Source organism: Acinetobacter sp. 809848 (assembly GCF_000581275.1).
GTDB classification, from domain to species: domain Bacteria; phylum Pseudomonadota; class Gammaproteobacteria; order Pseudomonadales; family Moraxellaceae; genus Acinetobacter; species Acinetobacter pittii.
Window position 1 is genome coordinate 130,267 of the sequence record NZ_JEXG01000001.1, and the last position, 14,910, is coordinate 145,176.

The 14,910-nt window shown below is 37.5% G+C and carries 15 protein-coding genes; 8 read left to right on the forward strand and 7 right to left on the reverse strand.

All coding sequences use genetic code 11. From position 1 onward, the window contains the following. Window positions 1-10: 10 nt before the first annotated feature. The gene (locus J536_RS05625) at window positions 11-466 is read right to left on the reverse strand and encodes a phasin family protein (protein WP_005069443.1); all 456 of its coding nucleotides are present in this window, start codon (window positions 464-466) and stop codon (window positions 11-13) included. 208 nt (window positions 467-674) lie between these two features. Here J536_RS05625 and J536_RS05630 point away from each other — a divergent pair, with 208 nt between their 5' ends. The 8 genes from J536_RS05630 to fdx all read left to right on the forward strand — a co-directional run bounded on the left by J536_RS05630 (window position 675) and on the right by fdx (window position 6,790). Further along, window positions 675-1,322: a hypothetical protein gene (locus tag J536_RS05630; protein ID WP_005076210.1), complete on the forward strand. Its 648-nt coding sequence runs from the start codon at window positions 675-677 to the stop codon at window positions 1,320-1,322. Window positions 1,323-1,431: 109 nt separating this feature from the next. Then, the gene (locus J536_RS05635; RefSeq protein ID WP_002117915.1) at window positions 1,432-1,905 is read left to right on the forward strand and encodes an Rrf2 family transcriptional regulator; all 474 of its coding nucleotides are present in this window, start codon (window positions 1,432-1,434) and stop codon (window positions 1,903-1,905) included. A 1-nt stretch (window position 1,906) separates the two neighbouring features. Then, window positions 1,907-3,124: an IscS subfamily cysteine desulfurase gene (locus J536_RS05640; RefSeq protein WP_032056989.1), complete on the forward strand. Its 1,218-nt coding sequence runs from the start codon at window positions 1,907-1,909 to the stop codon at window positions 3,122-3,124. Window positions 3,125-3,190: 66 nt separating this feature from the next. After that, window positions 3,191-3,577, forward strand: a complete 387-nt coding sequence (gene iscU, locus J536_RS05645) for a Fe-S cluster assembly scaffold IscU (protein WP_002117907.1) — start codon at window positions 3,191-3,193, stop codon at window positions 3,575-3,577. 30 nt (window positions 3,578-3,607) lie between these two features. Continuing rightward, window positions 3,608-3,928, forward strand: a complete 321-nt coding sequence (gene iscA, locus J536_RS05650) for an iron-sulfur cluster assembly protein IscA (protein WP_002117986.1) — start codon at window positions 3,608-3,610, stop codon at window positions 3,926-3,928. A gap of 90 nt (window positions 3,929-4,018) precedes the next feature. Beyond that, window positions 4,019-4,537 carry a Fe-S protein assembly co-chaperone HscB gene (gene hscB, locus J536_RS05655; protein WP_014206626.1) on the forward strand — a complete coding sequence of 173 codons (519 nt, stop codon included), beginning with the start codon at window positions 4,019-4,021 and terminating at the stop codon, window positions 4,535-4,537. A 37-nt stretch (window positions 4,538-4,574) separates the two neighbouring features. Continuing rightward, window positions 4,575-6,434, forward strand: a complete 1,860-nt coding sequence (gene hscA, locus J536_RS05660; RefSeq protein WP_032056991.1) for a Fe-S protein assembly chaperone HscA — start codon at window positions 4,575-4,577, stop codon at window positions 6,432-6,434. Between the two features lie 17 nt (window positions 6,435-6,451). Next, the gene (gene fdx / locus J536_RS05665) at window positions 6,452-6,790 is read left to right on the forward strand and encodes an ISC system 2Fe-2S type ferredoxin (protein ID WP_009387062.1); all 339 of its coding nucleotides are present in this window, start codon (window positions 6,452-6,454) and stop codon (window positions 6,788-6,790) included. 55 nt (window positions 6,791-6,845) lie between these two features. Here fdx and J536_RS05670 read toward each other — a convergent pair whose 3' ends face one another. The 6 genes from J536_RS05670 to J536_RS05695 all read right to left on the reverse strand — a co-directional run bounded on the left by J536_RS05670 (window position 6,846) and on the right by J536_RS05695 (window position 14,895). After that, a complete protein-coding gene (locus J536_RS05670; RefSeq protein WP_017403203.1) occupies window positions 6,846-8,312 on the reverse strand; it encodes an adenylate/guanylate cyclase domain-containing protein in 1,467 nt (488 codons plus the stop codon). A gap of 56 nt (window positions 8,313-8,368) precedes the next feature. Further along, the gene (locus J536_RS05675) at window positions 8,369-8,803 is read right to left on the reverse strand and encodes an HIT domain-containing protein (protein ID WP_002117900.1); all 435 of its coding nucleotides are present in this window, start codon (window positions 8,801-8,803) and stop codon (window positions 8,369-8,371) included. A gap of 201 nt (window positions 8,804-9,004) precedes the next feature. Continuing rightward, window positions 9,005-12,466 (reverse strand): transcription-repair coupling factor, encoded by a 3,462-nt coding sequence (mfd, locus tag J536_RS05680; RefSeq protein ID WP_032056992.1) that lies wholly within the window; start codon window positions 12,464-12,466, stop codon window positions 9,005-9,007. Between the two features lie 134 nt (window positions 12,467-12,600). Next, window positions 12,601-12,957 (reverse strand): hypothetical protein, encoded by a 357-nt coding sequence (locus J536_RS05685; RefSeq protein ID WP_032056993.1) that lies wholly within the window; start codon window positions 12,955-12,957, stop codon window positions 12,601-12,603. Between the two features lie 81 nt (window positions 12,958-13,038). After that, window positions 13,039-13,971 carry a Dyp-type peroxidase gene (locus tag J536_RS05690; protein WP_080776895.1) on the reverse strand — a complete coding sequence of 311 codons (933 nt, stop codon included), beginning with the start codon at window positions 13,969-13,971 and terminating at the stop codon, window positions 13,039-13,041. Between the two features lie 141 nt (window positions 13,972-14,112). Next, on the reverse strand, window positions 14,113-14,895 hold the full coding sequence (locus J536_RS05695; protein ID WP_081318476.1) for a glutathione S-transferase N-terminal domain-containing protein: 783 nt from the start codon (window positions 14,893-14,895) through the stop codon (window positions 14,113-14,115). Window positions 14,896-14,910 lie beyond the last annotated feature (15 nt).

Here is a 14,910-nt window from a genome sequence, read left to right on the forward strand (position 1 = left end):
CAACATTTTTTTACTTTTTATTCAATTTTGCTTTCAACTGTTGATTTTCTTCTATTAAAGCATCCACTTTAATATGCAGTTGTACAAGCAGCTGTTCGATGTGTTGCAAATCCTTCGGCGTCACCAATCCAATACGGTTTAAAGAGTGATTAACACTCGTATCAAGAATCTTTTCTACTCTGTCTTTTGTTTCAGATACAGATTCTTTTGCTTTTTCTGTGACTTTGCCAACAGTATTATCTGCCAAGTCTCCAGTTTTTGATTCTAGCTCCTCACCCACTTTAACCAAAGAATCAAAAAGCTTATTTCCCTCCTCTTCCGCACGTGAAAAAGCACCAAGTCCTGCTAGCCAAATTTGCTTAGTATACTTCCTAAAATCTAAAGCTGATTTTCTTGAACTTTTTGATTTTAATTTATTTTTTTCTTCCGACTCTTCTATCTGGGTATCTGTATTTGCATTATCCATTAATCTAAACTCCTAATCAGATGAGAGAAATGATGACTGATTTGACCACAAAATATTTCTATAATATCAAAGTAAAGACTTGATCCATTTACAAAACTGTTCTACAAAGCAAATAAGTCATGTAAATATATTTAACACGACATTGTGTTAAGTTTGGGATAGGATGTCCCATTCTTCGGTTAATTGCTATTTCTAAGGATAAACTTTTATGAGTGAAACGCAACAAAGACAAAAACATCCGCGTCTGTTGCTGAATATTGTTCTAATTATTTTAGAAACTTTTTTTTCATTTATTCTCACCCACGATGGTGCCCTTCGCTTGCAAGCGAAAAAGTTTATTTTGAACAAAACAACGATTCGTATTAATAGCTATTTACCTTTCTTTGACTTCTATGTTCAATTTACAGAAAAAGGTTTGTTATTCGATATTCACTCTTTTGATAGACGTATTGATCTTGAGATCAATAGTACGCTTATCGATTTAATTAAAATTTTTGGTTTTTCTAACCAACGCAGCCTTAAAAATATGCGTATTGATGGTGATGAGGAAACGAAAAAGGAACTTCTAGATTTAATTTCTCATTTAACTCTTCCAAAATTGCTAGTTGACTGGAAACAGTGGTTTAACACTTCAGATGATGAAGCTGAAACCCTTGCTTCACGTAAACGGATCGCTCCATTACTTGAGAAAATTGATCAACAAAGATCAGAGATCAACTCCCTTCACGTGGAAATTAAACAATATCAAAATCGAATTACTCGCTTACAACGACGTCAACGAAATATTAACTTCTCCTTTGGTATAATTAGCCTAATATTTATTGTTTATTTCATATATAATTTGTGGGTTGCCTAATTTATTTTTCTATTTTGTTCCTACACTTGAATTAAAAATAAAAAAACTTGACTATTTTAGTCGGGATTCATAAAATCCTATTATCTAGTCTTAACATGTGTATCGAATCATGCGCCTTACAACTCGCGGTCGCTACGCAGTGACTGCTCTACTTGATTTAGCTTTGCAGCCAACTGAACAAACGATCACGCTCGCCGAAATTGCCGCACGCCAATCCATTTCAGTTGCTTATTTAGAACAGTTATTCGCAAAACTTAAGCGTCATGGGTTAGTTTCTAGTGTTCGTGGTGCAAATGGTGGTTACCATTTGGCTCGAAATGCTGATGAAATTACTGTGTTAGAAATTATTGAAGCTGTAAATGAAACGGTTGATGCAACACGTTGTGACCATAAAGGTAACTGCCAAAATGGTGCAATGTGTCTCACTCATGATTTATGGCAAGAACTCTCTCATCATATTGCCGACTATTTAGCAAAAATCTCTCTTGCCGACCTCATTAGCCGAGACAACGTTCAAACTGTTGCATTACGCCAAAATGTGACTGGCACAGATTCAGCTCTTTTATCGGGTACAGGTATTTGATATGAAACGTCCAATTTATCTTGATTACGCAGCAACCACTCCAGTAGATCCGCAAGTTGCAGAACGTATGATGGAGTGTTTAACTTTCGACGGTACCTTTGGTAATGCTGCGTCTCGTTCCCACGCTTATGGCTGGCAGGCAGAAGAAAAAGTTGAATATGCACGTGAGCAAGTAGCAAATTTAATTAAAGCTGATCCACGTGAAATCGTTTGGACTTCTGGTGCAACTGAATCAGATAACCTTGCCCTTAAAGGTGTAGCTCAATTCTATACATCTAAAGGCAAACATATCATTACAAGTAAAATTGAACACAAAGCTGTTCTAGATCCTTGTCGTGAATTAGAAGAACAAGGCTTTGAAATTACTTATTTAGAGCCAGAACCACAAACAGGTTTAATCACTCCTGAAATGGTTAAGGCTGCCCTTCGCCCAGATACTATTCTTGTTTCTCTTATGATGGTAAACAATGAAATTGGTACAGTCACAGATGTAGCGGCGATTGGTGAATTAACACGTGCCAACAAAACATTTTTCCACGTAGATGCAGCACAAGCAGCTGGTAAAGTTGATATCGACTTATCTACGATGAAAATTGACCTTATGAGTTTCTCTGCTCATAAAATTTATGGTCCAAAAGGTATCGGCGCATTATATGTACGTCGTAGCCCGCGTGTTCGTCTAAAAGCACAAATTCATGGTGGTGGTCATGAGCGTGGTATGCGTTCTGGTACTTTGGCTACTCACCAAATCGTTGGTATGGGTGAAGCTTTTGAGATTGCAGGCAAAACAATGCATGCAGAACAAGAGCGTCTCCGTAAACTTCGTGACAAACTTTGGAACGGTTTACAAGACCTTGAACAAGTGTTCTTAAATGGTCACCCAACTCAAAACGTTGCAAACTATTTAAATGTTAGCTTCAACTTTGTTGAAGGTGAATCTTTAATGATGTCGCTTAAAGATGCTGCAGTATCAAGTGGTTCTGCTTGTACTTCTGCAACTTTAGAGCCTTCATATGTTCTTCGCGCATTAGGTTTATCTGATGAGCTAGCACACAGCTCAATCCGCTTTAGTTTTGGTAAATACACAACTGAAGAAGACATTGACCACGTGCTTACAATTACCAAAGCCGCTGTTGAGAAATTACGTGAACTTTCTCCGCTTTGGGATATGTACAAAGAAGGTATCGATCTTTCTACAGTTGAATGGGCAGAACACTAATTATTGAAATTAGTGTTTTAACCCTCATATTAATATTAGGCTGACCCCGAGGTTTGGAGAAGCGAAATGGCTTATAGCGAAAAGGTAATTGATCATTACGAAAACCCACGTAATGTTGGTGTTTTAGATAAAAACTCTGAAAATGTTGGTACAGGCATGGTGGGTGCACCTGCATGTGGCGACGTGATGCGTTTACAAATTCAGGTAAATGATAGTGGTGTGATTGAAGAAGCACGCTTCAAAACTTATGGTTGTGGTTCTGCAATTGCATCAAGCTCACTTGTAACTGAATGGTTAAAAGGTAAGACTCTTGATGAAGCTCAAGCGATCAAAAATATTGATATCGCAACTGAGCTTGCTCTTCCTCCAGTAAAAGTTCACTGCTCTGTACTAGCTGAAGATGCAATTAAAGCTGCGATTGATGATTACCGCAGTAAAAAATCTAAAGCTTAATTTGTTACCATTGTAAACGTTGGAGTTTTCATGATTCATTTAACTGAAAATGCTGCGACTCATATTAGCAATTACCTTAAAAATCGAGGTAAGGGTGAAGGCATTCGCGTGGGTGTGAAAACTTCTGGTTGTTCTGGGTTGGCTTATGTTCTCGAATTTGTTGATTCTGTCGATGAACATGACCAAGTTTTCGAACAATTTGGCGTTAAGGTTTTTGTAGATCCAAAAAGTCTTGTCTATTTAGAAGGCTTAGAAATGGACTACGTAAAGAATGGCCTTAACGAAGGGTTCGAATTTAACAATCCCAATAAAAAAGGTGAATGTGGTTGCGGTGAGTCTTTCACTGTATAACTCCCTCTTCTCCTTCCATCCTTTTCATTAAAACAGTGACTTTTTATAGCACTGTTTTAATGTATTTAATTAACGTGGACCTCCTTTCTAATGAATCATTTTGAGTTGTTCAATTTACCCGTAGAACTCGATATCGATTTGGCGAGCTTAAAAACTAGTTTCTTAAGTTTGCAACAGCAATATCACCCAGATAAAGCAGAAGATAAAGATCAGGCATTGATCAAATCAAGTGAAATCAATCAAGCTTTTAAAGTACTTTCGCAAGTAGATAGCCGCGCTGCTTATCTATTAGCGTTAAAAAAGCAAGATCACCACCTCGATCAATCCATTAGTGATTTTGAGTTCCTACAATCAGCTCTAGAACTTCGTGAGCAACTTGATGAAGCAACTTCACAAGAGCATTTAAGTACTCTTAAGCAAGAAGTTTTTCAGTGGATTGATGGCTTAGTTCGCGAATTTAAAATTGACTACTCAGATGAAGATTGGGGCGAAGCTCGAGATACTGTACGTAAATTACGTTTCTTTCAGCGCGTTCTTAACGATATTGAAAAAGCAGAAGATCAACTGTTGGATGATGAAGACAACTTTGATTTAGACGATGATTTTTAATTTGCTTTTTCCAATTTATATTCAAAGGATTTAACTCATGGCACTTTTGCAAATTGCTGAACCGGGTCAATCCAGTGCCCCACATGAACACCGCATTGCGATTGGTATCGACCTAGGAACAACACATTCTTTAGTTGCGACAGTGTTATCAGGCAAACCAAAAGTCCTTAACGACGAAAAAGAAAGACGACTTCTTCCTTCTATTGTGCATTATGGAAATGATGTCACTCATTATGGTGAAGAAGCAAAACCTTTCATTATTGCTGATCCAAAAAATACAATTGTTTCTGTAAAGCGTTTTATGGGACGCTCAAAAGCAGATATCAAATTTCAACACCCATATGAATTAGTGGGTTCTGAAAATGAGATGCCAGCTTTCGAGACACGTTCTGGTCGTAAAACGCCTGTTGAAATTTCAGCTGAAATTTTAAAACAACTAAAAGAACGTGCTGAATCTAGTTTACAAAACCCAGTAAATGGAGCCGTAATTACTGTTCCAGCTTATTTTGATGAAGCACAACGTCAAGCAACACGCGATGCTGCACAGCTGGCTGGGTTGAATGTACTACGTCTTTTAAATGAGCCAACTGCTGCTGCTGTGGCTTATGGTTTAGATCAAGAAACGAATTTAGCTACAGATCATAACTATGTGATTTATGACCTAGGTGGTGGTACTTTCGACGTATCAATCCTACGTTTTTCACAAGGTGTCTTTGAAGTATTAGCTACAGGTGGTCATACTGCTTTAGGCGGTGATGATTTAGATCGTCTCATTGTTAAGTGGGCTAAAAAACAATTAAATATTGATACGCTAAGTGATGAAAACTATGCAGTATTTATTGTTGCTGCTCGCCAAGCAAAAGAACAACTCTCTACACAAGAATCCGTTCAGTTAAAACTACTTGAAAATGTACTAACACTTGATCGCTCAACCTTTGAGAGCATTATTCAAGTTGCTTTAGATAAAACAATCAGTGTTTGCAAACGCGTTTTACGTGATGCAAAACTTGAGTTATCAGATATTCAAAATGTTGTTTTAGTAGGTGGTTCTACGCGTTCGTATGCTGTTCAGCAAGCGGTTCGCAATGTATTTAACCAAGAACCACTTTGCACAATTAATCCTGATGAAGTAGTAGCGATTGGTGCTTCTATTACAGCCAATCAATTAATTGGAAACAGCCAAGACGGCTCACTACTTTTAGATGTTACTCCTCTTTCTCTTGGCTTAGAAACCATGGGTGGATTAGTAGAGCGTCTTATTTCTCGTAATACAGCTATTCCGGTTGCTCGCCGCCAAGAGTTTACTACTTATCAAGATGGCCAGACTGCCATGCTGATTCATGTAGTTCAAGGTGAAAGAGATTTAGTCGAACACTGTCGATCGTTAGGAAGATTCGTTCTTCATGGCATTCCCCCAATGACTGCTGGTCAAGCACGTATTGAAGTTACCTTTCAGGTAGATGCAGACGGCTTGCTTACTGTTTCAGCTCGTGAAACAACTTCAGGTGTACAAGCTCAAATTGATATTAAACCATCTTATGGTTTATCAGAGTCTGACACTGAACGCTTGCTAATTGAAGGTTTCCAACATGCAGAAGAAGACAAAAATCTGCGTCATTTAAAAGAAACCAAAGTTGAGGCCCAACGCGAGCTTGAAGCATTAGAACAAGCTTTGAAAGTGGATGCTGATTTACTCAATAATGAACAGCTCGAAGTACTTAAAGCCGCTGAAAACTCGCTTAAAGTACAACTTGAAGACAATGATATTCAAGCAATTAAAAAAGCTGTAGAACAACTTAAAGTACATAGTGATGCTTTTGCTGCACTACGTATGAATCGACATATTGACCACGCCTTAAAAGGTACAAAACTTGAAGATTGGTCAAATTCAAACTAAAGGTATAGGTGATCAATATGCCCCGCATTAAAGTACTTCCTCACGCTCAATTTTGTCCTGAAGGTGCAGAATTTGAAGTTGAACAGAATGCAAATCTTTGCCAAAGTTTGCTTGATCGAGGAATTAAAATCGAACATGCATGTGACATGTCATGCGCTTGTACAACATGTCACGTAGTAGTTCGTAAAGGTTTTGATAGCTTAGAAGAAATGGATGATGTTGAAGCAGATCTTTTAGATCGCGCTTGGGGTCTTGAACCGGATTCTCGCCTCTCATGCCAAGTAAAAATTGTTGATGAAGATTTAGAAATTGAGATCCCTAAATATACAATCAACCACGCTTCAGAAAATCATTAATCGTGTTAATAAAAAAAGCTGCTTTAAAAGCAGCTTTTTTTATATTTTATAGACTCTAAACTTGATCTTGTTGGTCTATTTCTAAAGTTTTAACTTCATCTTCAAGTCTTAACTGCGCTATACCTTGAGTATTCACTAAAGTTTGTTGAACTTTAATTCGTTGAATCATTTTCTCAAGCACTTCTACTAATTCAGGATATTCATAGTTTTGTACTTCTTCTAAATTAAGTACCAAGTGAAAGCCTTTATACTCATAATCGAACCATTGCTGATGATCCGATTTATTGCCTGTATATTTCTCCATCACTTGCCATGTCTTTACCGCACCTTGAATACCTTTTAGATAAATCGGTGTTTTAGGTGCGCACAGGAAATCACTTTTGATTAATTGATAAGTATCATCTGAAATTAAGATTTCATCTATTTCAGCAGCATATTGCAGACGAGCCGCTAAATTCACATCACGACCTACAATCGTATAAGCCATACGATGTGTTGCCCCATAATTTCCTACGTGGCAATAACCAGTACTAATGCCCATTCGGATATGCAATGCTGAGTAACCCATTTTTTTCCAGCGCTCGCGCAACAATTTCATTTGCTGACGCATAGCGATTGCCATTTCTACACAGGCTTTGGCATCTTGCTCCACACCTTGTGAATTCGGATCACCAAAAAATATAAGGATGGCATCACCCATAAATTTATCGACTGTGGCTTCATACTGTTTAGCGATTTCTGTCATATGACTTAAATAGTCATTAAGCAAAAATGCTAAATCATCTGGAATCAAAGTTTCTGATAACTCCGTAAAACCCTGGATATCAGAAAAAAACACTGTCATTTTTTTACGCTTATATTCAATCTTTGCTTCAGCCTCACCGCGCATAATAGACTGCCATAACTGTAATGGCGCATAACGACTTAACTGATTAGCAAAAGCAATATAGCGGGTCATTTGGTCATAGTAATGTTGACGCTGTTGACTGATTTTTTTAACCCAACGATGCTGGTAGTAGTTTCCGATGGTAATAAACATAACCAAGCCAAGAAGTGTAATTACAGTCAACTCTTGGCTAGTAGGCTCAAAATATGTATAAAAACCAAATAAAAAGAAAGTACTTAAATAAAAAATAATCGCGCCTAACAAACTGGTCAAACAAATGACTGCGAAAGAAATACGACTATTAATTGCTGAATAAAATAATGCAAAAATTGCAATAAATGTAGGCACCAAGTTAAGATGCAGACCTGCTAAGGTAACTGCCACAACAATTGCATCGATTGCAAAGAAAACACTTTTTTGAGTTTTTTTATCGAATTGGTACTGAAGCCAATGTTCTAACTTCGAACTAATAAAAAGCAGAAATAGGAAAAAAGGTGGAACATAGATCTGATAATTTGTATTAGGTGAGGTAAAAGCATAGATCACTAAAATTAATGACAGAATTGAATATCCCATCAAACGATGAAAATATGCAAACTGCTTAGGCTCTCTATCGATAAACCTCTCTAATTGCACCCTATCCTCCACACCTCAATGTAGCCACATTTATATAAATGTGGCATTGCATTGATTTAGTCCATGCGCCAATCAAATGGCATATCACCTTGACCACGTAACGCAAGCATAAGAGTTTGACGCATATGAGCCAGCACATCATTTGTATAAGGAACCGCAGGTGTACCCCATACTGGTTTAGGCCATGCAACATCATTCTGATAACGTACCACATGATGGAAATGCAATTGAGGCACCATATTGCCCAAAGCTGCAACATTCATTTTATCAGCGCGGAATACACGAGATAGCTGGCTAGACAACCAACTTGATTCGCGCAAAAACTGTTCTTGGTCAGCTTGGCTCAACTCATATAATTCTGTGATTCCCGGCACACGAGGGATTAAAATCAGCCAAGGGAATTGCATATCATTCATTAAACGACATGTTGAAAGCGGAAAATCGCCTACAAAAAAAGTATCTTGAGCAAGTTGTGGATGCAAACTAAACATATCTTTTATAAATGACAATAAACAATAATGGCTAATACTATCACATCAGTTTTGATGTGAGTATTGCTAGTGTCTGGTTTGATTACAAATAACAATGATTTTATGCACTTATTCCCCCAATAGACCGAGAAATCGTGCATAAAATTCTGTTATCAACATACAAAGGATTTATATAGAATGAAAATCACTTTAAAACACTATTCAAGCATGTAATTCATTCAATAATTTCGCTAATAAATCATTAATAAATTGGATTCGTTTTTCCTGCTCTTCAAGCTGAACCATAACCTTTAAACGTTGACCACCTTCCATACGATAATAGGTTGGATGCTTTTGCATGAGTTGAATAATACTGATGGCCTGAACAGGTGTATCAGGCGAGAATTCAATATTGCCGCCTTGAGTATTAATATCAATTTTAGTAATCCCCAGCTGTTCAGCTTTCAGTCGAATTTGATGAACACTAAATAAGTGTTTAACTGATTGCGGTGGAACCCCAAAACGGTCAATAAGCTCCATACGGATGTTGTCGAGCTTTTCTTGGGTATCTGTATTACTAATACGCTTATAGAATAATAAACGCTGATGCACGTCACCTAGGTACTCATCTGGAATAAGAGCAGGTATGTGTAAATTAATTTCTGCTGTTAATGATAAAGGTGCATCAAAATTCGGCGTTTTGCCTTGCTGAATCGCTTTAGTAGCTTTTTCCAGCATTTCCATATATAGGCTATATCCAATTGCCTGCATTGAACCACTTTGCTGCTCACCTAAAAGCTCACCGGCACCTCGAATTTCTAAATCTTCCGTAGCCAGCATGAAACCAGCACCAAGAGTTGAAGCACGTTGGATTGCATCAAGGCGTTTTTCAGCATCACCTTTTAAATGCTTTATGGAAGGAACCAATAAGTAGGCATAAGCTTGGTGGTGTGAACGTCCTACACGGCCACGCAGTTGATGTAATTGAGCTAAACCAAGTTTGTCAGCCCTTTCTATCAAAATAGTGTTGGCATTTGGAACATCAATTCCAGTTTCGATAATTGTTGAACATACCAATACATTGTATTCTTTGTGATAGAACTGTTGCATGACTTGCTCAAGTTCTCTTTCCCTCATTTGTCCGTGAGCCACTGCTACACGAGCTTCAGGAACAAGCACGCGAATATTTTCAGCTGCTCTCTCAATCGTATCAACTTCATTGTGCAAGAAATATACTTGGCCACCACGTAGTAACTCACGCAAGATCGCTTCTTTAATAGACGCTTCGGTATGTTCTTGTACAAAGGTTTTAACAGCTAAACGACGGGCTGGCGGTGTAGCAATGATAGATAAATCACGCATTCCCGAAAAAGCCATATTTAAAGTACGTGGAATTGGTGTAGCTGTAAGTGTTAACATATCAACATCTGCGCGTAATGCTTTAATACGCTCTTTATCACGCACACCAAAACGGTGCTCTTCGTCGACCACCATTAGCCCGAGATCTTTAAACTGCACATTTTCTTGTAAAAGTTTATGGGTGCCCACCACAATATCGACTTTGCCTTCAGCAAGGTCTTCAATATTTTTCGTATGCGTTTTATTTGAACCAAAGCGTGATAATACTTCAATACGAACAGGCCAGTCGGCAAAGCGGTCTTTAAAAGACTCATAATGCTGTTGAGCAAGCAATGTCGTCGGTACTAAAACAGCAACCTGTTTGCCATTTTGCACCGCAACAAATGCTGCTCGCATTGCAACTTCTGTTTTACCAAAACCAACGTCCCCACAAACAAGTCGATCCATCGGTTTAGCTTGTTGCATATCATAAAGTGTCGCTTCAATAGCATTGGCTTGATCAAGTGTTTCTTCATACGCAAATCCACTCGCAAATTGCATATAAAGTGACTGATCGACTTCAAAACCAAAGCCAGGTTTTGACTGACGACGTGCTTGTATATGTAGCAACTCTGCTGCAACATCATGAATTTGTTCTAAAGCTTTACGTTTAGCCTTACTCCACGCGTCAGTTCCAATTTTATGTAATGGTGCTAAATCTGGATCTCCGCCACTATAGCGACTAATGAGATGCAAGTTAGTTACAGGCACGTAAACTTTTGCCTCTTCAGCATAGTCTAGTTGCAAGAATTCATAATCTTGCCCTTCAATTGCCAAAGTAATTAATCCAGCATAACGCCCTACACCATGGTCAATATGAACAACAGGAGCACCTATGCTTAATTCGGTCAAACTACGAATTAGGAATTCTTCTGAAACTTCTTGCTGACGTTTACGACGACGTTGAACTACGCGATGCTCATACAACTGATTTTCTGAAATAACAGACAATTGATCGGTTAAAAGCAAACCACGGTCTAATGGTGCATTCGTAATAGCAATCGCAAACTGACTTTTCTGGAATTGCTCAAAACTATCTACACTAGGAATATCTCCCAGACTGGCACGCAAACCATCTCTTAAACTTTCTCGTCGACCAGCACTTTCTGCAACCAATAAAACAGGATGATTTGCTTCATCAATATATTTTTTAACTACCGCAAATGGTTTTTCTTTTTTCGGGTCAACTGGCAACTTAGGTGGTTGCTCAACCTTAAGATTTAGAGCCCCAGCTTTTTTTTCAACTGCTTCAGCGCTTACAAGCATACGTGGGAACTGATTTAAAGCACTTAGCAAGTTATTGGGTGCAATAAATAACTCATCAGGAGGGAGAATTGGTTGATCTGCGTTATGGCGTCTATCTTCATAACGACGAAAAACTTCTTTCCAAAAACTGGTTAAATCGGTATCCACATCATCAGTTGTAATTACAATGCAATTCTTTGGGAAGTACGTTGTAAGTGCACTTTGAGATTGCATGTGGGTTTTATTAAAAAACAACGGTAAATAAAACTCGATTCCTGGAGATGCGATTCCATCAAGAACATCTTGGTAAATTGGGTTTTTCTTAGGATTCGCGGTCGGAAAAAGTTCAGAATAACGATCTCTGAAAATGGAGCGAGCTTCTTTTAATGGGAACTCTTTCGCGGGAAGAACTGTAAAACTTTTTAACGTTGTGGTGGTTCTTTGTGTTTCTGGATCAAAGAATTTTAAAGTATCAATTTCATCATCAAATAGGTCAATACGGATAGGTGCATCCTGACCAGATGCAAAAATATCCATAATGCTGCCACGTACAGCAAACTCACCATGGTCGTAAACTGTATCTACTAAATGATACCCAGCATGTACTAAACGTAGCTTCTGTTGTTCTAAATCAAATTTTTGCCCCACACGTATATCAAAATGCTCACCTAAAACCCAAGAATATGGTGCAACTCTTTGAGCTAAAGTGCTTGCTGAAATGAGCAATACACCTTTTTGCGGCATATTGGATAAAATCGCGAGTCGTTCTGAAACAATATCTTGATGAGGTGACAAGCGGTCATACGGCAAAATCTCCCAATCAGGGAAAATTGTCGGTTTTATGCCATAAAATTCAAGTTCACTTTCTAACTGGGCAACATGTTGGTTATTTCGAGCTACTACAACGAGCAAAGATGAATGCTGAACGGCAATTTCTTTGAATAATAATGCAGCAGACGAACCTAATAACGACCCTACCCAACGTTTTTCACCGGCTTTGAGCTGTTGTAAATTCAATTGAGAGATTTCTTGTTGAAACATGTATATGGCTTTTATCAGCTAAAAAGATATGAGCTCAATAGTAGCATGATGTTTTTAGTGAAATGAGTTATTTTTTTGAAAATCAAACTACTAGTTGGCCCTACTTTTTATATTTTTTAATCAATTAACTATGATTATTTATCACGCAAAAACAAAACGTAATATTGATTTAAAATTTGTATAATCGCTTTGAGTTGAAGTAGCTTTTCTTGAGTATTTTCCAATCTTGCAACATAGCGCTGTGTTGCGATTTCTAAATCAATCTTTTCATTAATTTGTGGCGTAATTTGAAATAACTTTTGAAGATTATCAAAATTCTGTAATTTACGGTTTGAGAAATATTCAAGATGCTCTGACCACTTCTGATTAATCACTACATCATTAATGATAGGCCCACGTTCAGAATCAAATTTTAATTGATTCTCTTGCAAGTAAAGTTTTTCTGGTGTTTCTTTTGAGCCTTGAAAAAGCTGCGTTATCTTTTTAAACATTTCATCACATCATATTTATTTCAATTTAAATAATGGAAGTAATCTAGTCACTCCCATCATTTAAGTCTTCTAAACTAACGACTATTCATCGCCTAAATCATCAAGAAAATCTACAGTCGGTACAAAAAATAAAGTACCTGTTTGAGCAGTACTAAAGTCAAGTAACCGATCTAGGTTACCATGCTCATTGCCTAAAAACATGTTCTCAAGCATTTGTCGGGTTGTACTAAATTTACGCGAGTAGCCAATAAAGAATGTGCCATATTCATTTCTAGACGGATTTGAAAAAGGCATATTAGCTCGCATAATTTTAAGTTCATTACCTTCTGCATCATGAGCTTTACTAACGACATTATGAGCCGTTAAAGGTTTTTCATCATCGCCGAGCTCAACATCATTGAACTTTTTTCGGCCGATTACTTTTTCTTGCTCTTCGTCAGTTAATGAACGCCATTTGTCCATATCATGTGTATATTTTTGGATAAAAGCATAACTTCCCCCGATAAAGTCAGGGTCTTCATCGCCTACTAATGCCCACTGTGCTGCAATAACAGGTTCAGGATTCTCTGTTCCATCCACAAAGCCAATAATTGCACGACCGTCAAAATAACGAAAACCATGAACTTCATCAATTGGATACGTTACTTTACCAAGCTGTTGATTAATTATATTACCCAGCTCGTAACATAAAGTCTGACGATCAGCACGTATATGAAAAAATAAATCACCCGGAGTTGAGACAGCCGTGTATTTCGGACCTCTAATTTCTTGAAATGGTTGTAACTCTTGAGGCTTGGATTGCTCTGGAAATAATATATCCCATGCATTTGAGCTAAAACCTAAAGTAGCATTAAATTTACTATCTGGATAACGATTAAAGAGACTTCTGGTTAGTGCTGAAAAATTAGCAGCAAAATCTTTTACTTTTTCTATTACAGAATCACCTTGAGCTAGTCCCAATACAATAAATAATGCATTTTCACCAGGAGTACTCGTTACAGGTTGAATTCTCATACATTCCATAAAATATGCCTTTTTAGGTATTTAAGCTTATTAATTTAGCATACTCATATTTTTTTCATACAACCTGTTAAGAAATCTGATGTTGATAAGAGTTTAAGAAAACGCCTAAACTCTTACTCAGATTAAGCTTAATCAACGTCCATATTGCTTTTTTAAATACTTTACGATTTGAGCCGACTCAAACATCTTCACTCCCGTATTTGGGTCTACTAAGTATGGTACTTGCATTTTACCTTGCATAATCGGCAACAGCTTTTCTCTTTTTCCGCCTTCTAAAGGTATGTATTTACCAGGTTTTAAGCGAAGAATAGCAGGTCCCATATCTTGCCATCTCTCTTTTGCCACATTATGCAAAATATATGGTAGCTCAAGTTCAGAGAGTAGACTTCTTACAATTCGTGAATACGGACTTGCTTCAAAACTCCATAACTCAAGTTTTTGTTCAGGTGCAGCTCTATCAACAATTTTTTTATTTATCCATATTCCACGAGCTCCATTTAATATAGTTCCTGCAACTGCAACATAAGGCATGTTTGGGTAACTCGAAAATTTCTGCGGTGTTTTCCCTGTCTTACCATAATGTTTAAATAAATGATGAATAATATCCTGTGATTCATATAGCTGATCGCCAGTATTTTCATCAATTAAAAATGGAAACTGTAATTTACCGCCTTTTTCTTTTACAACTGAACGATACTTTGTTCCACCTTTAGGACATGGATAAATTTCAACGTCCAGATTCAAAAGTGTAATCACTTCACGAACACGACGGCAAAATGGTGAACCTTCAAATTCATATAATTTCAAAGCCTTTGCAGGTTGTTGTGGAAATGCTGTTCCTGAAACACCTCTACCACCTTCAGCAATTGCAGATACAACTGCTTGAAGTACTTTAATTTGATGAATCACCATCATGCCTTCCTTTATATT

What these genes read in the sequence shown, in the direction of transcription:
- mfd (WP_032056992.1), bottom strand. Translation starts at nt 12,466, where the DNA reads ATGTTTCAACAAGAAATCTCTCAATTGAATTTACAACAGCTCAAAGCC.
- fdx (WP_009387062.1), top strand. Translation starts at nt 6,452, where the DNA reads ATGCCCCGCATTAAAGTACTTCCTCACGCTCAATTTTGTCCTGAAGGT.
- iscA (WP_002117986.1), top strand. Translation starts at nt 3,608, where the DNA reads ATGATTCATTTAACTGAAAATGCTGCGACTCATATTAGCAATTACCTT.
- J536_RS05695 (WP_081318476.1), bottom strand. Translation starts at nt 14,895, where the DNA reads ATGATGGTGATTCATCAAATTAAAGTACTTCAAGCAGTTGTATCTGCA.
- J536_RS05675 (WP_002117900.1), bottom strand. Translation starts at nt 8,803, where the DNA reads ATGTTTAGTTTGCATCCACAACTTGCTCAAGATACTTTTTTTGTAGGC.
- J536_RS05690 (WP_080776895.1), bottom strand. Translation starts at nt 13,971, where the DNA reads ATGAGAATTCAACCTGTAACGAGTACTCCTGGTGAAAATGCATTATTT.
- J536_RS05635 (WP_002117915.1), top strand. Translation starts at nt 1,432, where the DNA reads ATGCGCCTTACAACTCGCGGTCGCTACGCAGTGACTGCTCTACTTGAT.
- J536_RS05640 (WP_032056989.1), top strand. Translation starts at nt 1,907, where the DNA reads ATGAAACGTCCAATTTATCTTGATTACGCAGCAACCACTCCAGTAGAT.
- J536_RS05685 (WP_032056993.1), bottom strand. Translation starts at nt 12,957, where the DNA reads ATGTTTAAAAAGATAACGCAGCTTTTTCAAGGCTCAAAAGAAACACCA.
- J536_RS05630 (WP_005076210.1), top strand. Translation starts at nt 675, where the DNA reads ATGAGTGAAACGCAACAAAGACAAAAACATCCGCGTCTGTTGCTGAAT.
- hscA (WP_032056991.1), top strand. Translation starts at nt 4,575, where the DNA reads ATGGCACTTTTGCAAATTGCTGAACCGGGTCAATCCAGTGCCCCACAT.
- hscB (WP_014206626.1), top strand. Translation starts at nt 4,019, where the DNA reads ATGAATCATTTTGAGTTGTTCAATTTACCCGTAGAACTCGATATCGAT.
- iscU (WP_002117907.1), top strand. Translation starts at nt 3,191, where the DNA reads ATGGCTTATAGCGAAAAGGTAATTGATCATTACGAAAACCCACGTAAT.
- J536_RS05625 (WP_005069443.1), bottom strand. Translation starts at nt 466, where the DNA reads ATGGATAATGCAAATACAGATACCCAGATAGAAGAGTCGGAAGAAAAA.